At 70.0% G+C, this 23,675-nt stretch carries 20 protein-coding genes and 2 pseudogenes; 7 read left to right on the top strand and 15 right to left on the bottom strand.

Translation table 11 applies throughout. The features are described from left to right. Window positions 1–242 (bottom strand): annotated as a pseudogene (locus ACIBTS_RS21895) (sugar ABC transporter substrate-binding protein); the annotation flags it as partial. Window positions 243–1,102: 860 nt separating this feature from the next. On the opposite strand from ACIBTS_RS21895, the gene ACIBTS_RS21890 reads away from it, so the two are divergent. Genes ACIBTS_RS21890 through ACIBTS_RS21875 form a run of 4 tightly spaced genes read left to right on the top strand, consistent with a single transcriptional unit; the run spans window position 1,103 to window position 5,065 of the window. Next, window positions 1,103–1,954 (top strand): fumarylacetoacetate hydrolase family protein, encoded by an 852-nt coding sequence (locus ACIBTS_RS21890; protein ID WP_399321395.1) that lies wholly within the window; start codon window positions 1,103–1,105, stop codon window positions 1,952–1,954. An 11-nt stretch (window positions 1,955–1,965) separates the two neighbouring features. Further along, window positions 1,966–3,303 carry an L-fuconate dehydratase gene (locus ACIBTS_RS21885; protein WP_399321393.1) on the top strand — a complete coding sequence of 446 codons (1,338 nt, stop codon included), beginning with the start codon at window positions 1,966–1,968 and terminating at the stop codon, window positions 3,301–3,303. Then, a complete protein-coding gene (locus ACIBTS_RS21880) occupies window positions 3,300–4,058 on the top strand; it encodes an SDR family NAD(P)-dependent oxidoreductase (RefSeq protein ID WP_399321391.1) in 759 nt (252 codons plus the stop codon). The genes ACIBTS_RS21885 and ACIBTS_RS21880 overlap by 4 nt, the downstream gene beginning before the upstream one ends. Beyond that, window positions 4,055–5,065: an aldo/keto reductase gene (locus ACIBTS_RS21875; protein ID WP_399321390.1), complete on the top strand. Its 1,011-nt coding sequence runs from the start codon at window positions 4,055–4,057 to the stop codon at window positions 5,063–5,065. The genes ACIBTS_RS21880 and ACIBTS_RS21875 overlap by 4 nt, the downstream gene beginning before the upstream one ends. Before the next feature lie 143 nt (window positions 5,066–5,208). Here ACIBTS_RS21875 and ACIBTS_RS21870 read toward each other — a convergent pair whose 3' ends face one another. From ACIBTS_RS21870 to ACIBTS_RS21845, 6 genes and pseudogenes are all read right to left on the bottom strand, one after another. After that, on the bottom strand, window positions 5,209–7,263 hold the full coding sequence (locus ACIBTS_RS21870; protein ID WP_399321388.1) for an alpha-L-fucosidase: 2,055 nt from the start codon (window positions 7,261–7,263) through the stop codon (window positions 5,209–5,211). A 343-nt stretch (window positions 7,264–7,606) separates the two neighbouring features. Further along, window positions 7,607–8,569 carry an alpha/beta hydrolase gene (locus ACIBTS_RS21865; RefSeq protein WP_399321386.1) on the bottom strand — a complete coding sequence of 321 codons (963 nt, stop codon included), beginning with the start codon at window positions 8,567–8,569 and terminating at the stop codon, window positions 7,607–7,609. Window positions 8,570–8,815: 246 nt separating this feature from the next. Then, window positions 8,816–9,225, bottom strand: a pseudogene (locus ACIBTS_RS21860) (transposase); the annotation flags it as partial. 20 nt (window positions 9,226–9,245) lie between these two features. Further along, the gene (locus tag ACIBTS_RS21855) at window positions 9,246–9,905 is read right to left on the bottom strand and encodes a 3-oxoacid CoA-transferase subunit B (protein WP_399321384.1); all 660 of its coding nucleotides are present in this window, start codon (window positions 9,903–9,905) and stop codon (window positions 9,246–9,248) included. After that, on the bottom strand, window positions 9,902–10,597 hold the full coding sequence (locus tag ACIBTS_RS21850; RefSeq protein ID WP_319673356.1) for a 3-oxoacid CoA-transferase subunit A: 696 nt from the start codon (window positions 10,595–10,597) through the stop codon (window positions 9,902–9,904). The genes ACIBTS_RS21855 and ACIBTS_RS21850 overlap by 4 nt, the downstream gene beginning before the upstream one ends. Beyond that, window positions 10,594–11,799 carry a thiolase family protein gene (locus ACIBTS_RS21845; protein WP_399321382.1) on the bottom strand — a complete coding sequence of 402 codons (1,206 nt, stop codon included), beginning with the start codon at window positions 11,797–11,799 and terminating at the stop codon, window positions 10,594–10,596. The genes ACIBTS_RS21850 and ACIBTS_RS21845 overlap by 4 nt, the downstream gene beginning before the upstream one ends. Before the next feature lie 71 nt (window positions 11,800–11,870). Here ACIBTS_RS21845 and ACIBTS_RS21840 point away from each other — a divergent pair, with 71 nt between their 5' ends. Further along, the gene (locus tag ACIBTS_RS21840; RefSeq protein WP_399321380.1) at window positions 11,871–12,752 is read left to right on the top strand and encodes a LysR family transcriptional regulator; all 882 of its coding nucleotides are present in this window, start codon (window positions 11,871–11,873) and stop codon (window positions 12,750–12,752) included. A 772-nt stretch (window positions 12,753–13,524) separates the two neighbouring features. Here the strand turns inward: ACIBTS_RS21840 and ACIBTS_RS21835 are convergent. The 3 genes from ACIBTS_RS21835 to ACIBTS_RS21825 form a co-directional block, all read right to left on the bottom strand. Then, window positions 13,525–14,856, bottom strand: a complete 1,332-nt coding sequence (locus ACIBTS_RS21835) for an enolase C-terminal domain-like protein (protein WP_399321379.1) — start codon at window positions 14,854–14,856, stop codon at window positions 13,525–13,527. A gap of 50 nt (window positions 14,857–14,906) precedes the next feature. Beyond that, a complete protein-coding gene (locus tag ACIBTS_RS21830; RefSeq protein WP_399321377.1) occupies window positions 14,907–16,244 on the bottom strand; it encodes a gluconate:H+ symporter in 1,338 nt (445 codons plus the stop codon). A gap of 64 nt (window positions 16,245–16,308) precedes the next feature. Further along, window positions 16,309–17,268, bottom strand: coding sequence for a 5-dehydro-4-deoxyglucarate dehydratase (locus tag ACIBTS_RS21825; RefSeq protein WP_399321375.1), 960 nt, complete (start codon window positions 17,266–17,268; stop codon window positions 16,309–16,311). Window positions 17,269–17,383: 115 nt separating this feature from the next. On the opposite strand from ACIBTS_RS21825, the gene ACIBTS_RS21820 reads away from it, so the two are divergent. Beyond that, entirely contained in the window at window positions 17,384–18,172 is a 789-nt protein-coding gene (locus ACIBTS_RS21820; protein ID WP_399321373.1) for an IclR family transcriptional regulator, read from the top strand. A gap of 98 nt (window positions 18,173–18,270) precedes the next feature. On the opposite strand, the gene msrA is transcribed toward ACIBTS_RS21820, so the two are convergent. The 3 genes from msrA to ACIBTS_RS21805 form a co-directional block, all read right to left on the bottom strand. After that, entirely contained in the window at window positions 18,271–18,783 is a 513-nt protein-coding gene (gene msrA / locus ACIBTS_RS21815) for a peptide-methionine (S)-S-oxide reductase MsrA (protein ID WP_399321371.1), read from the bottom strand. Between the two features lie 193 nt (window positions 18,784–18,976). Continuing rightward, a complete protein-coding gene (locus ACIBTS_RS21810; RefSeq protein WP_399321370.1) occupies window positions 18,977–20,143 on the bottom strand; it encodes an NAD(P)/FAD-dependent oxidoreductase in 1,167 nt (388 codons plus the stop codon). A 59-nt stretch (window positions 20,144–20,202) separates the two neighbouring features. After that, complete coding sequence (locus tag ACIBTS_RS21805; protein WP_399321368.1) at window positions 20,203–20,916, bottom strand: GntR family transcriptional regulator; 714 nt, start codon at window positions 20,914–20,916, stop codon at window positions 20,203–20,205. Window positions 20,917–21,077: 161 nt separating this feature from the next. On the opposite strand from ACIBTS_RS21805, the gene ACIBTS_RS21800 reads away from it, so the two are divergent. Then, entirely contained in the window at window positions 21,078–21,440 is a 363-nt protein-coding gene (locus tag ACIBTS_RS21800; protein ID WP_399321366.1) for a hypothetical protein, read from the top strand. A 17-nt stretch (window positions 21,441–21,457) separates the two neighbouring features. On the opposite strand, the gene hypE is transcribed toward ACIBTS_RS21800, so the two are convergent. Further along, window positions 21,458–22,531 carry a hydrogenase expression/formation protein HypE gene (gene hypE / locus ACIBTS_RS21795; RefSeq protein WP_399321364.1) on the bottom strand — a complete coding sequence of 358 codons (1,074 nt, stop codon included), beginning with the start codon at window positions 22,529–22,531 and terminating at the stop codon, window positions 21,458–21,460. After that, on the bottom strand, window positions 22,524–23,654 hold the full coding sequence (gene hypD, locus ACIBTS_RS21790) for a hydrogenase formation protein HypD (protein WP_399321362.1): 1,131 nt from the start codon (window positions 23,652–23,654) through the stop codon (window positions 22,524–22,526). The genes hypE and hypD overlap by 8 nt, the downstream gene beginning before the upstream one ends. Between the last annotated feature and the right edge of the window lie 21 nt (window positions 23,655–23,675).

Genomic DNA, 23,675 nt, shown 5'->3' with positions numbered 1-23,675 from the left:
TTCTGCGAGTTGCTCAGCGGCAGCGCGTTGACGCCGTCCGACTTGACGTCCTTCTTCAGGTACTGGGCGTAGGAGTTCCAGAAGTCGGAGTCGGAACGCGGCAGGTCGATCCCGATGGCCGGCTTGTCACTGCCGGAGCCGACCGCGTCGGCACTCCCACGATTGCACGCGGTGGCGAGCGACATCGCCGCGAGGACGGCAGTGACGGCTGCGGCAGTGGAGCGGGTGCGAGCGAGCTTCATGACCGTGTTCTCTCTTCAGGCAGGGCGGGGAGCCGCCGGGCGACGGTGGAGGGTGGCGTACTCGCCTGCGGGGGAAGGACGAGGCGGCCGGCCGGGCAGGCTGCGGATCCGGCACAGGGCACATGCGGACCGCGCCTGACGGGGGCGTGAGTGAGGTCAGCCAGAGGGACGTAGGAGACCGAACGGCCGCACGGGGTGAGTCGTATGCGGGCACCGGATCGTGCGGCTATTCCTCCGATGTATCTCGGGACGTCCAGGACGTTACGACGGCGTTGCCGAAGTTGACAAGAGTCAGCCCCCACGGATTTGCGGGACATCGGACCATGGGACACCACGGGCCCGCCCAGGCGTCCTCGACCGCCTGCCGTACGCGCTTCCCACCTGGACTTATATCGATTCGCCGGGGCTCGGGCCACGGAGTGACAACAGCTCACAATTCGGCAACGGCGCCCATCCGGGACCCTCGGCGGCGGCTCTCCAGGAGCGCACGACGGAGCGTCTCACCTCTCCGAGACCAGGAGGTCCATCAGGCACACCCTGCTCTCATCAGGGAAGACGACTGCCTGAGCACCCTCCGGATTCATCGGAGGAAGAAGCTACATCCGATCCTGCCCCACGGTCACAGCAGTACATTTCGACCACTCGGACAAGGCAGACCCACCACGACAGCCACATACATCCGAGGTCTCCATTGTCAGTCGGCCCTTCTGCGTCTACAGTCACCGTGCCGCCATACCTCCGATGACTGTGGTGGGTGGTCGAAGTCCTCCCGCACGGTCCGGCCCAGGGCGCCGATGGCGGCGCAGCCCGTACGGCCGATCACCCCCTCAACGAACCACCCATGGCAAGGGAGCTGTCCAGTGAAACTGCTACGTGTCGGCGCGCCCGGCGAGGAGCGGCCCGCTGTCCGCACCGACGACGGCCGGCTGCTGGATCTGTCCTGCGTGGCCTCCGACATCGACGGCCCTTTCCTCGCCGGCAACGGTGTCGACCGGGCCCGCGCGGCGGTCGCGGCGGGCGGGCTGCCCGAGCTGGACGCGAACGGTCTGCGGATCGGCGCACCGGTCGCCCGCCCCGGAAAGATCGTCTGCGTCGGCCTGAACTACCGCGACCACGCCGCCGAGACCGGTGCGCCGATCCCACCGCGTCCGGTGGTGTTCATGAAGGATCCGGGCACGGTGGTCGGCCCGTACGACGAGGTGCTGGTCCCGCGCGGCTCGGTGAAGACCGACTGGGAGGTCGAGCTCGCGGTGGTCATCGGCCGCCGGGCCCGCTACCTGGAAGGCCCCGGGGCGGCACGCGACGTGATCGCGGGATACGCGATCAGCCACGACGTCTCCGAGCGCGAGTTCCAGCTGGAGTACTCGCCGCAGTGGGACCTCGGCAAGTCCTGCGAGACCTTCAACCCGCTCGGTCCCTGGCTGGTCACCGCCGACGAGATCGGCGACCCCCAGGACCTCGGACTGCACCTGAGCGTCAACGGCGTCAAGCGGCAGGACGGCCACACCAGCGACATGATCTTCCCGGTCGAGCACATCGTGTCCTACCTGAGCCAGTACATGGTTCTCGAACCGGGCGACGTGATCAACACCGGTACCCCTGCGGGCGTGGCCCTCGGCCTGCCCGGCACCCCCTTCCTGCGCCCCGGCGACACCGTCGAACTGTCCGTGGACGGGCTCGGCGGCCAGCGCCAGACCTTCGGCCAAGCGTGAAAGGCACCCCCTTGACTGCCATCTCCGCCCGGATCACCGCGGTCGACACCTACGACGTCCGCTTCCCGACCTCACGGGAGCTGGACGGCTCCGACGCGATGAACCCGGACCCCGACTACTCCGCCGCCTACGTGGTGCTGCGCACCGACGCCGGCGACGGGCACGAGGGCCACGGCTTCACGTTCACCATCGGACGCGGCAACGACGTCCAGGTCGCCGCGATCGGGGCTCTGCGCCCCCATATCGTGGGCCGTTCCGTCCAGGAGCTGTGCGCCGACCCGGGCTCGCTCAGCCGCGACCTGATCGGCGACAGCCAACTGCGCTGGCTCGGCCCCGAGAAGGGCGTGATGCACATGGCGATCGGCGCCGTCGTCAACGCCGTGTGGGACCTCTCCGCCAAGCGGGAGGGCAAGCCGCTGTGGCAGTTGCTCGCCCACGCCGACCCCGAGTGGCTGGTCTCCCAGGTCGACTTCCGCTACATCGCCGACGCCCTCACCCCAAAGGAGGCCCTCACCCTCCTGCGCGAGGGCCGGGCGGGGCTCGCGGAGCGCGAGGCGATCCTGCTGGAGCGCGGCTACCCCGGCTACACCACCTCGCCGGGCTGGCTCGGCTACTCCGACGACAAGCTCACCCGGCTCGCCAAGCAGGCCGTCGCCGACGGCTTCACCCAGATCAAGCTCAAGGTCGGCGCCGACCTGGCCGACGACGTCCGACGCCTGCGCACCGCCCGCAAGGCCGTCGGCGACGGCATCCGCATCGCCATCGACGCCAACCAGCGCTGGAACGTGGACGAGGCGATCGAATGGACCAAGGCGCTCGCCGAGTTCGACCCGTACTGGATCGAGGAACCCACCAGCCCCGACGACATCCTCGGACACGCGACCGTACGCCGGGCGGTGGCGCCGGTGAAGGTCGCCACCGGTGAGCACGTGCAGAACCGCATCGTGTTCAAGCAGCTTCTGCAGGCCGGTGCCATCGACGTACTGCAGATCGACGCGGCCCGGGTCGGCGGCGTCAACGAGAATCTCGCCATCCTGCTGCTCGCCGCGAAGTTCGGGGTGCCGGTGTGCCCGCACGCCGGCGGAGTGGGGCTGTGCGAGCTGGTGCAGCACCTGTCGATGTTCGACTACCTGGCGCTGTCCGGGACCACCGAGAACCGGGTCATCGAGTTCGTCGACCACCTCCACGAACACTTCACCGCGCCGGTGGTGATGCGCGACGGCCACTACACGGCCCCGCTCACCCCCGGCTTCTCCGCCGCCATGCACCCCGAGTCCCTCGCCGAATTCCGTTACCCGGACGGAACCTTCTGGGCCGCCGACCGCGCCGGACAGGAGGACGCAGCATGACCGACCTGTCAGGATTGAGGGCCGTCGTCACCGGAGGCGCCTCCGGCATCGGGCTCGCCACGGCCCGCGCGCTGGCAGCACAGGGCGCCGCGGTCGCCGTGCTCGACCTCGAACCCGCCGGTGTGCCACGGCCGTTGCTCGGACTCAAGGCCGATGTGAGCGACGACGCCTCGGTACGCGCCGCCGTGGAGGCCGCGGCCACCGCGCTGGGCGGCATCGACATCCTCGTCAACAACGCCGGCATCGGCGCCATCGGCACCGTCGAGGACAACCCCGACGAGCAGTGGCACCGCGTCCTTGACGTCAACGTCGTCGGCATGGTCCGCACCACCCGCGCCGCCCTGCCTCATCTGCGGCGCTCGGCGCACGCAGCGGTCGTCAACACCTGCTCGATCGGCGCCACCGCGGGCCTCCCGCAGCGCGCCCTGTACTGCGCCAGCAAGGGCGCGGTCCTGTCGCTGACCCTCGCCATGGCCGCCGACCACGTCCGCGAGGGCATCCGCGTCAACTGCGTCAACCCCGGCACCGCCGACACCCCCTGGGTGGGCCGACTCCTGGACGCCGCCGACGACCCGGCAGCCGAGCGTGCCGCGCTCAACGCCCGCCAGCCCATGGGCCGTCTGGTCACCGCCGACGAGGTGGCAGCCGCCATCGTCTACCTCGCCAGTCCAGCCGCGGCCAGCGTCACCGGCACCGCGCTCGCAGTGGACGGCGGCATGCAGGGACTGCGGCTGCGACCGGCGGCCCGGGCATGAGAACCACCATGCTCGGCCGCAGCACGGTCGGGGTCACACAACTCGCGCTCGGCTGCGCGGGCCTGGGCAACCTCTACCAGCCAGTCACCGACGAGGCCGCCCTCGCCACCGTGGACGTGGCCTGGGACGCCGGAATCCGCACCTTCGACACCGCGCCCCACTACGGGCTCGGCCTGTCGGAGCGACGGCTCGGGGCCGCGCTCAGGGGCCGCCCACGGGACACGTACACCGTCTCCACCAAGGTCGGCCGGCTCCTCGTACCGGTTCAGGACGACGGCCATGGCGACGACCTCGCGAACGGCTTCGCCGTCCCCGCAACGCACCGCCGTATCTGGGACTTCAGCGCCGACGGAGTGCTGCGCTCACTGGAGGCGAGCCTGGACCGCCTCGGCCTCGACCGGATCGACATCGCCCTGCTGCACGACCCGGACGACCACGCCGAGCAGGCTCTGCGGGAGGCGTACCCGGCGTTGGAGCGGCTGCGCGCGGAGGGCGTGGTCGGGGCCATCGGCGTCGGCATGAACCAGTCGGCGCTGCCCGCCCGCTTCCTGCGCGAGACCGACATCGACGTGGTGCTGCTGGCCGGCCGCTACACCCTGCTGGACCGGGACGGCCTCGGCGAAGTGCTGCCCGAGGCAGCCGCCCGCGGCCGGAGCGTCGTCATCGGCGGCGTCTTCAACTCCGGGCTGCTCACCGCCCCGCGCCCCGGCGCCACTTACGACTACGCCCCGGCGCCCCGGCCGGTGCTCGACCGCGCGCTGCGCCTGCTGGAGGTGACCGAACGCCACGGTGTGCCGTTGCGCGCCGCCGCCCTGCGCTTCCCCTTCGGGCATCCCGCGGTCGAGAGCGTCCTGACCGGGGCGCGTTCCCCCGAAGAGGTACGCGACACCGTGGAGCAATTCCGCCGCCCGATCCCGGATGCGCTGTGGGACGAGCTGCGCGCCGAAGGACTGCTGACCCCGGGCACCCCAGTCCCCACAGCCACTCCGTCGAAGGAGCCGTCATGAGGATCGCCTGGCCGTCCTGACCGCGGTGAGGACGGTTCGGGGAGACGTACCGGGGCGCTGGGTGCCCGTAGGGTGGCCGGGGGCACAGCTGCCGGCCTGGTCGGCCACCCTCGAATCCTGGCGCACCACCGGAGTGGCGTCAGTCAGCCGACCGGGCTGAACGTCCACAGCAGGTTGGTGCTCTGCTGCCACGTCCACTGCTTGGTCACGGCCCCTTCGGCGACCATTCCGCCGCCGTCGAGGACCAGTCCCGTGCTGCGGTTGGCGACCGAGTACTGGCCCTGTCCCCGGTGGGTGATCTGCCACTGCTGGGTGTTACTGCCGTCCCAGGCCTTCTGCCGGGCCGGGTCGCCGTTACTGGTGGAGCCCCAGCCGTCGGCGACCATGCCGTTGGTTCGGTTGACGAGCCTGTAGTACCCGTTGCCGAGTTCGATCGCCTGCCACTGGAGATTGGCGTGGTCGATCGACTCCCACTGCTTCAGGTTCGAGCCGCCGGCGACGTTGCCGCCGCTGTCCAGCACCAGATGGTTCGTGACGTTGGCCAGGCGGAAGTACTTGTCGGGCCTGAACGTCACCTTCAGTGAGGCGATGAGGTCGTTGTTGCCGGTCACTCGCAGGTCGGGGGTGTTCGAGGTGAACGTCCAGGCGGTGCCGGTGAAGTTGTCGCCGGAGTAGCCCGTCACCTGGTAGCCGTCGGGCACCAGGATGGATGAGGCCATGGCGGGCCCGAGGCCGGCGGCGGTCAGCTGGGAGGACGTGTAGCTGCCCAAGGGCAGAACGGCGCGGGCGCCTTCATGGTTGACGTTCGCGCTGACCGTCGCGGAAACGCTCACGGGCATGCCCTGGACCTCGACGCACACCACGGAGACGTTGGCGTTCGGCACGGTGGTCGGCACGGTGACGTTGATCTGGTCGGTGACGGTGTACGGGAGCGAGACCGAGGGATTGTTCAGCAGATAGACACGGCTGATCGTGTTGTCGATCGCCGGGATCCGCAACTGGCCGTTGGTGGGCCAGGTGAAGACGTGGGCGAAGAGCTTGCCGTTCTTCTTGGTGACCTTCCCCCATGAGGGTTCGGTGACGAACGGGCTGCCGCTGGTGCCGTGGATGCTGTCGCTGTGCGTGGACATCCATGAGGCAAGGCCGTTGAGGACGGTCTGGGAACCGGCGGTGACCGAGCCGTCGCCCTTGGGGCCGATGTTCAACAGGAGGTTGCCGTCCCGGGAGACCACCGTGACGAGTTCCTGGACGATGTCCTTCACGGATCGGTAGGAGTTCTCACTCCCCGCGTTGTAACCCCAGGCGCCGTTCATGGTGGCGCACCGCTCCCACGGCCGGCCCATCGGCGCGGACGGTATGCCGAACTCCGCGACCGCGTAGTCGCCGAGGCCGTGATCCCGCTTGACCCGCTCGTTGACGATGAGGCCGGGCTTGCGGGCGATCAGCCAGTTGTAGAGGTCGACGCCGTCCGATTCCAGCCACCAGTCCTCCAGGGTGGGGCTGGAAGGCTCGCCGAACCAGTCGCCGTCGAACCACAGCAGCGCCGGGTCGTAGCGGTCCAGCAGTTCCTGGAGTTGCGCCTTCAGGTCGGCTATGTAGGCGGTGCGGGCGCCCTGCGAGGACATCGTGGTGAGACCGCTTTGGTGACGGTCGGTCTGGGACGGGTGGTTCCAGTCGAGTATCGAGTAGTACAGGCAGAACTTGATCCCACGGCTCTCGCACTCCCTCTTGAGGTCCATGAGCGGGTCGGTCTGGACGCCGCCGAAGTCGTGCAGGTTGTACTGCCTCGTGCCGGTGGTGTCGGTGAAGCCCGCGACGTTGGAGTCCCACATCGCGAAGCCCTCGTGATGCTTGGAGGTGATCACGAGGTACTTCATGCCGGCGTTCTTGGCCAGTTCGGCGATGGTGGCGGCGTTGAACTGGGTCGGATTGAAGTTCTTGGTGACCTGGGTCTGGTAGTTCGCCTTGCTCCACTGCTGACTGTCGAACGCCCACTCGCCCTGGCCGAGCTGCGAGTAGGACCCGAAGTGGATGAACATCCCGAACCTGGCCTGGTACCACCAGTCCATCTTCGAGGGGACGGTGTACGCCTCGGCGGTGGAGGGCCACAGGACCTGCGGCAGCCCGAAGGCCGCCACTGAGCCGGCAAGGGCGGCGGCCTTCATCAGAGAGCGCCTGCTGAGGGAGGCAGAGGACATGGTGCGGCTCCATGTGTCGGGGGTGGAGGCATGACAGGGCGCCAGGAACGGAACGCCGGCATGGCAGCCGGCGCTCCGTGTCGCCCCACAGAAGACATCGGATGGATTTATAGGAGAACGACGATGCCCACGTCTATAGCTGGGACGAGATTGCCTCAAATTCGGTAAGCAAGCAGGGAGTTCCTGGAGTTACGCCGCACCTGAAAGATCACCCATTCGTCGACCGAGCGCCATACATCGGATCTCTATGGGAGCGATGTACGCAGTGAGCTCCCGTGGGTGCAGACAGGGGTGGCCACGCCGTGGACGCCCCCGACGACGAGCCCGTGGGACGGCTTGCCCGCTACGCGGTGCCGAGGGTCGTGCGCAGGGTGGCGATGGCCTGGTTGATGGCGGCGTCGGCGGCGTGGGTGCCGCGCAGGGCGTTGAGCATGACGAAGTCGTGGATGATGCCCTGGTAGCGCACGGCGGTGACCGGGACGCCGGCCTGACGGAGCTTGTTCGCATAGGCCTCGCCCTCGTCGCGCAGGACGTCGGCCTCAGCGGTGATGACCAGGGCCGGGGGCAGCCCCCGCAACTGGTCGGTGGTGGCGCGCAGCGGTGAGGCGGTGATCTCGGCCCGCTGGTTGTCGTCGGTGGTGTACTGGTCCCAGAACCACTGCATGCCGTCGCGGCGCAGGAAGTAGCCCTCGGCGAACCGGCGGTACGAGGGCGTGTCGAAGGCCGCGTCGGTGACCGGGTAGAACAACACCTGCTGGGCCAGGGCGACGTCGCCGCGCTCCTTGGCCATCAGGGTCAGCGCGGCTGCCATGTTGCCGCCGACGGAGTCGCCGGCCACGGCGACGCGGGAGGCGTCCAGGGCCTTGGACGCGCCCTGCTGGACGACCCATTGGGCGACCGCGTAGTTCTGCTCGATGGCGACCGGGTAGCGGGCCTCGGGCGACAGGCCGTACTCGGGGAAGACGACGGCGGCTCGGGCGCCGACGGCCAGTTCGCGCACCAGCCGGTCGTGGGTGTGCGCGTTGCCGAAGACCCAGCCGGCGCCATGGATGTAGATGATCACCGGCAGCGGCCCCTCGGCGTCGGCCGGCCGGACGATGCGGGCCCGGACCGATCCGGTGGGGCCACCCTGGACTGTCACCCATTCCTCGGCGATCTCCGGCTTGCCGATCTCGCCGGACTGCACCTCGTCCACGGCCTTACGGCCCTCGGCCGGACCGAGGTCGAACAGGTACGGCGGGTTCGCGGTGGCCTCGGTGAAGGCGGCGGCGGCCGGCTCCAGTACCGGGCGAGCGGTGTCGGACATGGGTTGCTCCTAGGGGAACGTGTCGACGGCCGGTTCGGCCGTTCGGCGGGCACGACAGGAACAGCACGACTCGATCAAGCGGCACGCAACTCACCAGGCACTGTGTGATCGCGGGCACCCGGCCGTCAGCGCGGAGCCGCTGATCACTCGACCGTAGGGCCAAAGCCGTGGAGCATGTCGCGCACCACGCCGCAGAACACTGCTCGCTCCTGCTCCAGGGTCGCGCCGGCGCTGCGGGAACAGGTGCCGGAAGCTGCCGAGGCCAGAGCCGTGTTGCTGTCCTCGTTGGGCGGTGACCGGACAGATCCCGCGCTGCCAGAGCGGGCGCCGGTACGTGTCATGGTCGTAGCCGCGGTCGGCGAGGAGCGCGTCGGGTCGGCGTCCGGGCCGGCCGACGACGCCGGCCACGGCGGGGACCTTGTCGAGCAGAAGCAGCAGTTGGGTGACGTCGTTGCGGTTGCCGCCGGTCAGCGACACCGCGAGCGGGATGCCCTGGGCGTCGGTGAGGACGTGGCACCCGCTGCCCGGGGCATGCGCGGTCGACCGGGCTGGGTCCGCTCTTGGGCCGCGCCGAGCGGCCCGCACGTGGGAGAGGAGTCGATCACGGCCCGCGACCAGTCCAGCTTCTTCGCCGCCCGCAGCTTCTTCAGCAGCACAGTCACATGATCAACAGCTTCTATTGGGACCTCTGAGACAGCGTGATGCCGAGTCGCTCCCCGAGGTCATGGGCGGTGACGCCGTACGTCTCGCGGATCCGTATGCCCTCGGGGCCGACGTCGAAGACGCCGTGGTCCGTGTAGACGCGGCTGACGCAGCCGACGCCGGTGAGCGGGTAGGTGCACCGCGGCACGAGCTTGGGCTCGCCGGAGCGGGTGAAGAGGGTCATCATCACGTAGACGTCCTTGGCGCCGATGGCGAGGTCCATGGCGCCGCCGACGGCAGGGATGTCGTCGGGCTTGCCGGTGTGCCAGTTGGCGAGGTCGCCGTCGAAGGCGACCTGGTACGCGCCCAGGACGCAGACGTCGAGGTGCCCGCCGCGCATCATGGCGAAGGAGTCGGCGTGGTGGAAGTACGCAGCCCCGGGCAGCTCGGTCACCGGGACCTTGCCGGCGTTGGTCAGGTCGGGGTCGATCGCGTCGCCCTCGGCCTTCGGACCCATGTTGAGCATGCCGTTCTCGGTGTGCAGCACCACCCCGGAGTCGGCCGGCAGATGGTCGGCGATCTTGGTGGGCTGCCCGATGCCGAGGTTGACGAAGGAGCCGGCCGGGATGTCGCGGGCGATCACGGCGGCCAGTTCGTCCATCGAGAGACGATGATCGGTGGGCGTGGTGGTCATCGTGCCCCCTGCACGGTGTAGTGACGGGCCGTCACCTGGACGACCCGGTCGACGTAGATGGACGGGGTGACGACGACCTCGGGGTCGAGCTTCCCGGGTTCGACCACCTGGTCGACCTGGACGACGGTCGTCGTCGCGGCCGTGGCCATGACCGGCCCGAAGTTGCGCGCCGTCTTGCGGTAGACGAGGTTGCCCAGCGTGTCCGCGGTATGCGCGGCGATCAGCGCGTAGTCGCCCTTGATGGGGTACTCCAGCAGGTACCTACGGCCGTCGATCACCCGCTCCTCCTTGCCCTCGGCCAGCGGTGTGCCGACCGCGGTCGGGCAGTAGAACGCGCCGATGCCGGCACCGGCCGCACGCATCCGCTCGGCGAGGTTGCCCTGCGGCACCACCTCCAGGTCGATCTTCCCCGCGCGGTAAAGGTCGTCGAAGACCCAGGAGTCGGCCTGGCGCGGGAAGGAGCAGAGCACCTTGCGCACCCGGCCGGCGGCCAGCAGCGCGGCCAGTCCGACGTCGCCGTTGCCGGCGTTGTTGGACACGATGGTGAGGTCCTTGGCTCCCTGCCGGATGAGCGCGTCGATCAGGTCGAACGGCATCCCGGCCAGGCCGAAGCCGCCGACGAGGACGGTCGAGCCGTCCTCGATCCCGGCGACCGCGGCGTCGGCGTTTTCGAGTATCTCCGCCCGGCTCATCGAACCGACTCCGTGACGTCGCAGTTCTCCAGTACGACGGCCAGGCCCTGGCCGACCCCGATGCAGATCGCGGCGACACCGTAACGCTGCCTCGTCTCGCGCAGCACCTTCGCCAGTGTGGCGAGGACACGTCCGCCCGAGGCCCCCAGCGGGTGCCCGATCGCGATGGCGCCGCCCTTCCGGTTGACGATGGCGGGGTCGACCTTCCACGCGTCGAGGCAGGCGAGCGACTGCACGGCGAAGGCCTCGTTGAGTTCGACCGCGCCCACCTGGTCCCAGCCGATCCCGGCCCGGGCCAGCGCACGGTTCGCGGCCTCGACCGGGGCATAGCCGAAGGCCTGCGGCTCGAGCGCCATCACGCCGCGGCCGGCGATCCGGGCGATCGGGTCGGCCCCGATCGTGGCCGCGGCCTTCTCACTGCCCAGCAGCACCGCGGAGGCGCCGTCGTTGAGCGGACTGGCGTTGCCCGCGGTGATGGTGCCGCCCTGCTCCGGTGTGCGGAAGACCGGCTTGAGCCCGGCCAGCACCTGAGGTGTGGATCCGGCCCGGATGCCCTCGTCGCGGGTCAGGTCGACGCCGTCCACCGGCGCCACCAGGTCGTCGTAGAAGCCAGACTCCCAGGCGGCGTGGGCGAGTTGGTGGGAGCGGGCGGCGAACTCGTCCTGCCGCTCGCGGGAGATCCCGAAGCGCTCCCGGAGCTGCTCGTTGGCCTCGCCGAGGCTGACCGTCCACTCCTTGGGCATCCGCGGGTTGACCAGCCGCCAGCCGAGGGTGGTGGAGACCGCGGTGACATCGCCGGCCGGGAACGGCTTCGCCGACTTCGGCAGCACCCACGGCGCGCGCGTCATCGACTCCACGCCACCGGTCAGCACCACCTCGGCATCACCGGACTCGATGGTCCGGCTGGCCGTCATGGCCGCGTCGAGGCTGGAGCCGCACAGCCGGTTGACCGTGGTGCCGGGCACGCTCACCGGAAGGCCGGCGAGCAGCGCCGCCATACGGCCGACGTTGCGGTTCTCCTCGCCTGCGCCGTTGGCGTTGCCCCACACCACGTCGCCGATCGCGGCGGGGTCCAGGCCGGGCACTTTCGCGAGCGTCGAGGTGATCGCGGCGGCGGCGAGGTCGTCCGGGCGGACACCGGCCAGCGCACCGTTGAAGCGGCCGAACGGCGTCCGCGTCGCGGCGTATAGGAAAGCACTCATGGCACAGACGCTAATACCCGGCCGCGATATCCTGAAGTACGCATATCCGAGCTGATTGATATGGACGACGTATGGATCTGCGCCACCTGCGGTACTTCGTGGCGGTGGCCGAGGAACGCCACTTCGGCCGGGCCGCCGAGCGGCTCCACATGGCCCAGCCCCCGCTCTCCCAGCAGATCCGCCAGCTCGAGGCCGAGCTCGGCGTCGAGCTGCTCCACCGCACCACGCGCCGGGTCGACCTCACCGAGGCCGGCCGGGCCTACCTGGAGCGGGCGCGCGCGATCCTCGCCGACGTCGACGAGGCCGCCCAGCACGCACGGCTCGTCGCCGCCGGCTCGGTGGGCCACCTCGCGATCGGGTGTGTGGGCTCGGCGACGTACAGTCTCCTGCCCGCGCTCTCGCGCCGGCTCACGGAGGAGCTTCCCGGCGTCGACTTCTCCTTCCGCGGCGAGATGCTCGCACCCGACCAGGTCGAGGCACTGCGCACCGGCGCGATCGACGTCGCACTGCTGCGCCCGCCGGCGGCCGATCTCTCCCTGACCGTGCACACCCTGCGCCGGGACCGGCTCGTCGTCGCCGTACCGGCCGGTCACCCCCTCGCCCGCCGAAAGCGGTTGCGGGTCACCGACCTCGCCGACGCCGACCTGATCGTGCACTCCGCCGACCGCCGCTCGGTGATGTACGACGTCGTCCTGGGGCTCCTGCGCGACACGGGCGTCGAGCCGCACATCCGCCACGAGGTCGGCGAGACCTCGACGCTGGTCACGCTAGTGGCCGGCGGCCTCGGCGTCGCGGTTGTGCCCGAACCCGTGACCGCGTTGACGCTCGACGGCGTCGCCTACCTACCGCTGATCGGCGCCGACGCACGCGTGGAACTGGCCGTCGCCCATCGCGCCGACCGCTCCGAGCCTCACCTGGCACGCACCGTAGCGATCATCCGGGCAGCGTTCTGAGTCATCCACCGACACCGGACATGACCACCCCCGCAGGGCTCAAAAAAACCTGCCCGACAACGTCGGCCCGCCGGCGAGGTCGGTCAAGAGCTCCGGCTTCGCGGGAATGCAGCCACGCGAGCGTGCGGTCACGCGGGGTGCGGCCCAGCGCGCCGACAAGCTTCTGCGAGCCGACCCTGACCAGAAGCCACGGCACGGCGGCAAGGTTCGACGTTGCCGCCCCACCCGGAGAAAGGCCTACGCGACGATCTTCGCGACCGCATCGCGAGCCTGACTCGCGATGCGGTCGGCAGTGGTGTCGTCCGCCCCGCCCCCCCGATGGCGCCGATGATGCTCTTGATCTCCCCTTCGGCCGTGACGATCGGCACCCCGCCGGCGACCGGCAGAAGGTTGCATCGACCAGGTGGGGAGGCGTCACCTGCATCTGAGGGGACGCGGCGAAGGCCGCGAACCGAGCTGTCGGGTCGCCGCTCACGGCCGAGGGGTAACGGCGTCAGCATCCTCCACTTCCTGGGCGGCCACACCGCGGACATCGTCGGGGACCGGGCCGTGGCCCAGACGAAGACGACCATCAGCCGGCGTGCGAGCATCGACGGCATCGAGGTCGACGTCCTGTGCACCGGCCGCTTCTACGACTTCCTCTCCCGCCCCGAGGGACACTGGACGCCCGGCACACTGACCACCACTGGCGACGGCCGCCGACCGGCGTCACCTCACATCGCGGAAGGCGAAGGGGGTGGTGTGCCGCCCGCACCTTGCCTGGAACCGCCGACTAGCGCACCAGGCAGGGACGCTTGCTGTCGAACTTCCAGTCAGGGACGAGGTACTGCATGGTGACGGCATCGTCGCGGGCTCCCAACGCCTTCTCCCGGTAGCGGTCGTGGGCCGCGAGGAGCCGGTCCATGTCGAGTTGGACGCCCAGGCCCGGCGCGTCCGGGACGGCGATCTCGCCGCCGACGATGCGCGGTGGGGCGGTGGTGAGCCGTTCCAGACCCTCCTGCCAGATCCAGTGGGTGTCCAGGGCGTTGTACTCGCCCGGGGCCGCGGCCCCACAGTGGGTCACCATGGCCAGGGAGATGTCGAAGTGGTTGTTGGAGTGACAACCCCAGGTCAGACCCAGGGCGTTGCACAGCTGCGCCACGCGCACAGAGCCCTGCATGGTCCAGAAGTGCGGGTCGGCGAGCGGGATGGACACCGACTGGAGAGCCAGGGCATGGGCCATTTGGCGCCAGTCGGTGGCGATCATGTTGGTCGCGGTGGGCAGGCCGGTGGCGCGGCGGAACTCGGCGAGGATCTCCCGTCCGGAGTAGCCGTCCTCGGCTCCGCAGGGGTCCTCGGCGTAGGCGAGCGTGCCGAGGAGCGGACGGCACAGTTCGATCGCCTCGCGCAGGGACCACGCGCCGTTCGGATCGAGGGTGATCCGGGCCTCGGGGAAGCGGTCCTTCAGCGCCCGTACGGCCTTGACCTCCTCGGCGCCCTCCAGGACACCGCCCTTGAGCTTGAAGTCCCGGAATCCGTAGAGGTCGTAGGCCGCCTCGGCCTGGCGGACGATCGCCTCCGGGGTCAGGGCCTCCTCGTGCCGGATGCGGTACCAGTCGACCGGGGAGTCGGGTTGACGGGTGTACTCCAGATCGGTGCGGTCCGGGTCGCCGACGTAGAAGAGGTAGCCCAACACCCTTACGGAGTCCCGTTGTTGACCGTCGCCCAGGAGTGCCGCGACCGGCACGTCGAGGTGCTGGCCGAGCAGGTCGAGGAGCGCCGACTCGACGGCGGTGACGGTGTGGACGGTGGTCCGCTGGTCGAAGGTCTGGGCGCCCCGTCCCCCGGCGTCGCGGTCGGCGAACCGGTCCCCGATCTCGCGCAGGACGCGCTTGTAGTCGCCCACCCTCGCACCCAGGACGAGGGGTTGGGCGTCCCGCAGCGTCTGCGTGATCCTCTCGCCGCCGGGCACCTCCCCCAGTCCCGTACGGCCTTCGGAGTCCTTGAGGACGACGACGTTGCGGGTGAAGTAGGGGCCGTGGGCGCCGGAGAGGTTCAGCTCCATGCAGTCGCGGCCGGCGACGGGGTAGACGGCGAACTCGGTGACGGTCGGCTGGCTGCTCATGCTGGGCCAAGTCCCTTGTGTGATGGGGCAGTTGCCATGGATCAGTCGGGTTACAGGCTGAGGACGTCCAGGGTCCACTCGACCACCAGGACGCCGCCCAGACCGAGGATCGCGAGCACCGTCGTATAGGACGTACGGACCTTGATCGCTTCGGTGACGGAAAGGTTGAAGTACTCCTTGAACAGCCAGAATCCCGGGTCGTTGACGTGGGAGCACGCGATGGAACCGCAGGCGACGGCGAGCACCATCATCTCCGGGTGGACCCCGCTGCCCGCCAGCAGCGGCAGCACCACGCCGGAGGCCGTGACGACGGCGACCGTCGCCGAGCCGAGCGCGATGCGCAGGATGACGGCGACGAGCCAGGCGAGAATGATCGGCGAGATGGACCAACTGTCCGTGGCGTCCTTGATGTAGTCGGATATGCCGCCTTCGACGAGGACGTTCTTGAAGGCCCCGCCGGCGCCGATCACCAGCAGGATCATCGCCATCGCCTGGGCCGCCGAGGTGCAGGACGCGCCGACCTCCTCGAGGCTGCGGCCGATGCGCGGTCCGAACGCCCACACCGCCAGACACAGGGTCAGCAGCAGCGCGACCGGGGCGGAGCCGATGAAGGCGACGGTGTGCAGGAGCGGGGTCTCGGCGGAGGTGGCCATGTCGGTCACGGCGGCGGCCACGATCAGCGCGACGGGGAAGAGCGCCACGGACAGGGACCAGCCGAGGCCGGGCATCTCCTCGTCGGTGAACTCGCGCTCGGTGACCAGGCCCTTGGGGATGGACGGGTCCATCGCCCGGATGAGTGGAAGGCGGGGCCAGACCAGGGCGATGAGCGCACCGGCGGGGATCGCGATGAACAGACCGTAGAACAGGGTGAGTCCGACGGAGGCGTGGAAGGTCGCGGCGACGGCGGTGGGGCCGGGATGCGGCGGCAGGAAGCTGTGCATGGTGGACAGGGCGATGGACATCGGCAGACCGACCCACAGCAGCTTCGCCCCGGTGACCCTGACCAGGGTGAACGCGACGGGCACGATGATGATGAAGGCGACCTCGTAGAACATGGTCACGCCGATCAGCATGGACGTGACCACCATGGCGACCTGGACCCCACGCGGGCCGAAGGCGTCGAGGAGCCTGCCGGCGATCCGCTGCGCCGCGCCGGAGTCCCCCATGACGCGGCCGACCATGGCGCCGAGTCCGATGGTGAGCATGGTGTCGCCGATCTGGCCCCCGATGCCCTCGGAGAGGACGTCCGGGATGCTCGCCACCGGGATGCCTCGGACCAGTGCGACACCGACGGCCACGAGCAGGAGGGCCGCGAAGCCGTTGAGTTTGAGCCTGGTCATGAGCAGCAGCAGGATCAGGACACTGATCCCGACTACAAGCAGGGGCATGACAGTTCTCCCTTGAACTGTAGGTGGGTGGCGGCCCGGGGCCGCCAAGGGCCGCCCGGCTCCGTCAAGAGGACCGTCGTACGGCGCCGACCAGGCTCAGACCGTGGTCCAGCACCTTCTCCAGGTCGGCCAGGTCGGTCGGGCCGGGGTCGGTGAGCGGGGCGCGCACGGGGCCGACCGGGAGGCCGCGCAGCCGGGCCGCGGCCTTGACCAGGGAGACGGCGTAGCCCGGCACCCGGTCACGCAGTTCGACCAGCGGGACGTAGAACTCGCGCAGGAACGTGGTCACACCCGCGTCGTCCCCGTCCCGCAGGGCGGCGAAGAAGGCGTTCGCGATCTCGGGCGCGAAGGCGTGGACGGCCGACGAGTAGGCGGGGACACCGACGGCCGTGTAGGCGCGGGCCTGGATCTCGGCGGTCGCGGCGCCGTTGAAGAAGAGGAAGCCGTCGGGCGCGGCCAGCGTGAGACGCTGGAGCCGGTCGAGGTCGCTGTGTCCGTCCTTCAGGCCGACGACGGTGGGGATCCGTGCGATCCGGCGCACGCCGTCGGCGGTGAAGGCGACCTGGCCGCGCTGGTACGCGATGAGCGGCAGCCGGGTCCCGGCGGCGATCCGGCGCAACTGCTCCACCAGCCCGTTCTGCGGGGCCGCGACCAGATAGTGGGGCAGCACCAGCGCGGCGTCCGCGCCGGCCTCCTCCGCGATACGGGCGAACCGCAGCGCCTGCGCCCAGCCGTAGCCGATGCCCGCGACCACCGGCAACCGCCCGTCGGCGACCTCGACCGTCGCCGTCACCACCGCCCGGTACTCGTCCTCGTCCAGCGAGAAGAACTCTCCGGTCCCGCAGGCCGGGAACACCGCGCCGGGCGCCGTGTCCAACCGGTCGGCCAGGTACGCCCGGTACCCGTCCAGGTCGAGGCCGCCGTCGTCACGGAAGCTCGTGAGGGGGAAGGACAGCACCCCGTTCGTCATTCCGTCACGGAGCCGCTGGGCGACCGTTGCGACGTCCGCGCTGACCCTTGTCATACATCCCGTCCCTGCATGCAGATGCCATCCATGTATGTAGATGGAGGCTAGGTCCGTGAACGGGAGGGGTCAATGGGTGTGCGGACACCGTTTGCCGCGGATCTACGATGGGCCCATGTCGGAGGGCAAAGGCGTCCGCGGGGTGAAGTCGGCGGCCAGGACCGTCGCACTGCTGGAACTGCTCGCCGCCCGGGGCGAGCAACCCTCGCGCCTGGACCAGCTCGCGGCGGACCTGGGCGTGCCGCGCAGCAGCATGTACCAGTTGCTCCAGACCCTCGTCGACTGCGGCTGGGTCCGCGCCGACGCCACCGGCTCCCTCTATGGCATCGGCATCCGCGCGCTGCTCACCGGCACCAGCTACCTCGACGGCGACCGGCGTATCCGTGCGGTCCGCCCCTATCTCGACGAGGCTTCGGACGCGCTCGGCGAGACGATCCACATGGCACGGCTCGACGGCCCGGACGTCGTCTACCTCGCCACCCGCGAGTCCCATGAGTACCTGCGCACCATCAGCCGGGTCGGCCGCCGCGTCCCGGCCCATGCCGGCGCCCTCGGCAAAGCGCTGCTCGCCGAACGCGCCGACGACGAACTGCCCATCCCCGATGGCCCGTTGACCGCCCTCACGCAGAACACGCACACCGACCGTGCCGCACTGCTGGCCGACCTGGCCGAGGTACGCGAGCGCGGCTACTCCATCGACCGCGAGGAGACCGTGACCGGTATCGCCGGCTTCGCCTTCGCCCTGCGATACGACGTGCCCGCCGCCGACGCCGTCAGCTGCTCGGTCCCGATGGCCCGGCTGACCCCGGACCACGAGGTCCGCATCGTCTCAGTGATGCGGGAGACACGAGCGAAGATCGAAACTCATGTACCGCCGGTCTCAGGCGCACCCGACTGGCGCTGAGGCCGTGTGCCGGGCGGCCTCTGCCCCCGGCCGGCGCCTGTCACGGTACCGCCGGCGCTCACGCGCGGATCGCGCACTCGCACCGGCGGCGGTGTGGTTCAGCCCTCCGTGCGGACGGGAAGCCGCCATCCCGGGCGCGGGAAGTGGCAGGTGTAGCCCTCGGGGTAACGCTCCAGGTAGTCCTGGTGCTCGGGCTCGGCCTCCCAGAAGGGCCCCACCGGCTCCACCTCGGTGACGACCTTGCCCGGCCACAGACCGGAGGCGTCCACATCCGCGATGGTGTCCTCGGCGATCCGCTTCTGCTCGTCATCGACGTAGTAGATCGCCGAGCGGTAGCTGAGGCCGATGTCGTTGCCCTGGCGGTTCCTGGTGCTCGGGTCGTGGATCTGGAAGAAGAACTCCAAGATCGTGCGGAAGTCGGTCTTCTGGGGGTCGAAGAGGATCTCGATGGCCTCCGCGTGGGTGCCGTGGTTACGGTACGTCGCGTTCGCCACCTCACCCCCGGTGTATCCGACCCGGGTCGCCGTCACGCCCGGAAGGCGGCGGATCAAGTCCTGCATCCCCCAGAAGCATCCGCCCGCAAGCACGGCTCGCTGCGTCTGCGCTGCCATGTCGGCTCCTCCTCAATCCGTCGCCCCGGCCCTCTGCGATGCTCGCTCGCACGCCGTCGGCGTCTCTGCCTTTGTGGCTACAACAGCACATGAGAGGCCTCAACAATTCCGCGCCCCCGCCCAACAGGCCCCGCCGTCGTCCCGCGACCTCTTCAAGATCACGTTCGCCGGGGGGCACGGTGGGGGCGGTCGGCTACTGCTCGCCCAGACCGGTGGCGCGTTGATCCACCTCGACGTGCGAGCGCCCGGCGCCGGTGAAGCGTGTGGGCCGGAAGGCCCCAAGGAGGTCCTGCTCCTGACCGGTTGTGATCTCGGTAGCGACCAGGCGGCCCAGAATCGGCGCCAGGGTGACCCCGCTGTGCGAGACGAGGCAGTAGACACGGGACTGCGCGGAGGCGTAGCCGGCGATGGTGTGGCCGTCCGCGGGCAGTGACCGCAGGCCGACCCGAAGGTCGATCCTCGGCGCCCGGCTCGGGCCGGGCAGCAGGGCGCAGAACCGCCGGGCGAGGGTGCGCGCCATGTCGCCGTCCGCGGACGGGGGGTCGGCGGGATCGACGTCGGCGTTCAGATCGAGAGCCTGAAGGACGGTATGCCCTCCGCCCGCAGGGCGAAGATTCAGGCCGGGGCTGTGGATCACACAGCGCAGGTCGACTTCCGGCGACGTGGCGTACCCGAGCAGACCGACGGTAGCTGCCCCGCGCCCGGTGCCCGTCACCATGGGGACGTCTATCCCGGCCCGCGCGGCGAGGCGTTCCGTCCAGCGGCCTGCAGCCAGGACGACCCGATCGGCCCTGCGGACCTCGCCTGTGGCCAGGGTGACGGACACTCCACCAGGCCTGTCGTCGATGGCCACGACCTCGCCGATCACACACGTCGCTCCGTGCCGCTCGGCGTCCGCCAGTAAGCGGTCGACGAAGAGCTCCGGCAGAACGTACCCCTCGCTGGGGAAGTGCGCGATGGCCGTGATGGTCGCCGGGATCCGGAGGTCGCCCGCGATCCGCGTCGCTTCGGCGGGCATGACCCAGTGGACGGGGTAGTCCAGCATCCGCAGGCGTTCCACGTTGTCGGCGAGCCACTGCTCGCTTGCGGCGTCCGCCCACTGCAGCGCCCCGCTGGGGAAGTACGACCGCGCGCCGCGCAGTTGCTCGGCCAGCCTGGCGTGCTCCTCCATCCCCGCGAGGTTCAGCCGGTGGTAGTCCGGGTCGGGCTTCCGGCTGGAGTTGGTCCACGCGAAGGTGGTCGCGGTCGTACCGGTGCCGGCTCCCGACCGATCGACCAGGAGAACGTCTTCGCCGGCGAGGGCGAGTTGCCTCGCGACGCACACGCCCAGCACGCCGGCACCGATGATGATGACCTTCATAGTGCGCACATCCTTTCTCGCAGCGGCAGCACCGGCCGCAGCAGCAGCGGCCACGCCGTTCACATGGCCGGGACGGGTAGCTCCAGGAAGAACTCGGCGGTTCCCGGGCGGACGACGGTCGTGACCACCTCGACGGTGCTTCCGTCGTCGGCCCGCAACTCCCTGCGCCTCATCAGCGCGGGTGTTCCCACCTCGCTGCGCAGCAAGGCGGCGTCGTGCTCATCGAGGCTCACCGGGTCGAGGTAGACCCGGATCGCGTCGATCGGTACTCCTCTGCGCTGGAGATACGGGAGGGTGACGACGTCTTCGAGGTTCTCGTTGAGCAGGTCGGGGGCGACCGCGAAGAGAACGACGTGCCGCTCGACGGACTGCGGCTCCTCGCGTACGTCCAGCTTGCGCCGGACCAGTTCCACCACGGCCGTGTCGGCCGGGGCGCCGGGAAGCGTCAGGACGGCGTCGGCGGCCCTGACGATCCGCGCGGAAACGACTTCGTGTCTGCCCGGTACGCCCTTCGCGGCTGTTGCGGGGGTGACGAAGTTGAGCAGATTGATCTGCCGCCGCACGTCCGCGACGAACGTTCCATGGCGCCGCCGGCGGATCGCCAGTCCCGCCTCTGCCAGGTCGTTGAGGACCCGTTGGGCAGTGGCACGGCTGACGCCGTACTGGGTGGAGAGATCCTTCTCGGTCGGCAGCCGCGTGCCAGGGGGCAGGCCCCCGGCCCGGATCTTCGCTTCGATCTCTCGCCTGATCTGTACGTAAAGCGGCACCGTCACGATTCGACCGTACATTCGGCCAATTGACCGGTCAATACGCTCGGCAGTTCAATCGGAAACGGTCACAACATGCTGGAAATATCACAAAGAGGGAAAATTGATCTGATCCTGGGCACGCGTGACCGGTGTCCCCCGCTGACCATGAAAAGGCAGATCGGACCATGTCGAAGAAACCACGTTCGTCCGAGTCACCGCACGGAAAGGGACCCGGTCGTCACCAGGGCGCCGGACAGCACGGCTGGTCGCCCGATGTGGACGAGACGCGCCAGCAGGACAACCCGAGCGCCGGCCGTTCCTTCCGTGCTGAGCAGGCCGGCGAAAGAGGCCGGGGCCGGACCAAGTCACCGCAGGAGACGAAGTCCGTTCCGGGGGACACGGCCAAGAGTGGCGCGGCGCGCGGCGAGAAGTACGGCGACGCGGACGAGAAGGGCAGGCGGGACACCGGACGCAGAGGCCGCTCCCAGCGCCCCAGCGGCACCAAGGACGCTTCCGCCACGACCGGTGTGGACCCGCAGGACCCGTAGGACGCGTACGGCCCGGCTCAGCAGATCCGCGGCAGCTGCTCCCCGATCGGCAGGTCGACCACCCGCGTTCCCCCCAGGCCGGTGCGAGCCACCACCATGCCGGGATGCGCCTCGACGGCCTCACCGATGATCACGGAGTCCGCGCCCAGAGGATGCGCGCGCATCGCCGCGAGGACGGCGTCGGCGTGCTCGCGCGGGACGAAGGCGACCAGCTTGCCCTCGTTGGCGATGTACATGGGGTCCAGCCCGAGAATGGCGCACGCGTTGGCCACGGCCGGCGGGACGGGGACGTCGCGTTCCCGGATGAGCACGCCTGTGCCGGAGGCCTGTGCGATCTCGTTGAGTGCGGCGGCCAGGCCGCCCCGAGTGGGATCACGCAGTACGTGCAGATCCGGGGTGACGGCGAGCATGACGTCCACCAGGCCGCCCAGCGCCGCGCAGTCGCTCTTGATCTCCACTCCGAACTCCAGGCCCTCGCGCACGCTCATGACCGCCACCCCGTGGACGCCGATGGCGCCGCTGACGATCACCACATCGCCGGGGACGACCCGCTGAGGGCGCAGATCGACGCCCGCCGGGACGAGACCGATGCCCGCCGTGTTGATGAAGATCCCGTCGCCGTGACCGGCCTCCACCACCTTGGTGTCGCCGGTGGCCACCTCCACGCCGGCGGTGCGCGCGGCCGCGCCCAGCGCCTGGGACACTCGCGTGACCATGTCCAGCTCGACGCCCTCCTCCAGGATGAATCCGCAGGAGAGGTAGGCGGCGCGGGCGCCGCTCATGGCGAGGTCGTTGACGGTGCCGTTGACCGCCAGGTCGCCGATGCTGCCGCCGGGGAAGAACAGCGGGCGGACCACATAGGAGTCGGTGGAGAACGCCAGCCGAGCACCGCCCAGGGAGAGGACGGCGGCATCGCCGAGCTGGGCGAGCACCTCGCCGCCGAAGGCGGGCGCGAAGATCTGCTGCACCAGTTCGGCGGAGAGGACACCCCCGCCGCCGTGGCCCATGACGACCCGGGGCCGGTCGCGCAGGGGCGCCGGGCAGGTCCACCCCTCGACGTCGAGGGCGGGGAGATCGGTGGTGTCAGACAACGGGGCTCGCCTCCCGGACCGTCGTGGTGGTGGGCATGTCCAGCCGCCGGTAGAGGTAGTACGCCGCGCAGGCGCCCTCGCTGGAGACCATCGTGGCCCCCAGGGGCGTGCGCGGGGTGCACAGGGTGCCGAAGGCCTCGCACTCGTGCGGCTTGAGCAACCCCTGCAGGACCTCTCCGCTGCGGCACTCGGCCGGTTCGGCGGTCCGGATCCCGCCGACCGGGAAGCGGTGTTCTGCGTCGTGGTCGCGGTACTTCGGCGACAGCCGCCAGCCGCTGTCGGGGATCACCCCGATGCCGCGCCAGGCACGGTCGGTGACCTCGAAGACGTCCTCCAGCATGGCCCGGGCGGCCGGGTTGCCCTCCGGTCGGACGGCACGGGCGTAGGCGTTGTCGACGGTGTGTTCACCGCGTTCCAGCTGGCGGACGGCCCGGCGCACGCCTTCGAGGATGTCCAGCGGCTCGAAGCCCGTCACGACGATCGGCACCCGGAAGCGCTCCGCCAGCTGCGGGTACTCCCCCACGCCCATCACACTGCAGACATGGCCGGCCGCGAGGAAGCCCTGCACCCGGCAGCTCGGCGAGGACATGATCGCCTCGATGGCCGGCGGTACCCGTACGTGGGACACCAGCATGCTGAAGTTCAAGATGCCCAGCCTGCGGGCCTGATGGACCGTCATGGCGTTGGGAGGCGCCGTCGTTTCGAAGCCGATGCCGAAGAACACCACCTCGCGGTCCGGGTTCTGCTGCGCGATCCGCAGGGCGTCGAGCGGCGAGTAGACGACACGTACGTCCCCGCCTTCCCCGCGGACCTGGAACAGGTCGCGTCCGGTGCCCGGCACGCGCAGCATGTCGCCGAAGGAGCAGAAGATCACCTCCGGTCGGGAGGCGATCTCCAGTGCCTTGTCGATGACCTCCAGCGGGGTGACGCACACCGGGCAGCCGGGGCCGTGGATCAACTCGACCTGGTCCGGCAGGAGTTGGTCGATGCCGTGGCGGATGATGCTGTGTGTCTGTCCGCCGCACACCTCCATCAGGGCCCACGGCCTGGTCACCGTGGCGTGGATGTCGTCGAGGAGCCGACGGGCCAGCGCCGGGTCCTGGAACTCGTCGATGTACTTCACCTGAGACCTCCGAGAACGCCC

The sequence above is a fragment of the Streptomyces sp. NPDC050121 genome, assembly GCF_044460385.1.
GTDB classification, from domain to species: domain Bacteria; phylum Actinomycetota; class Actinomycetes; order Streptomycetales; family Streptomycetaceae; genus Streptomyces; species Streptomyces soliscabiei.
This window is presented reverse-complemented; position numbering and strand designations above follow the sequence as displayed.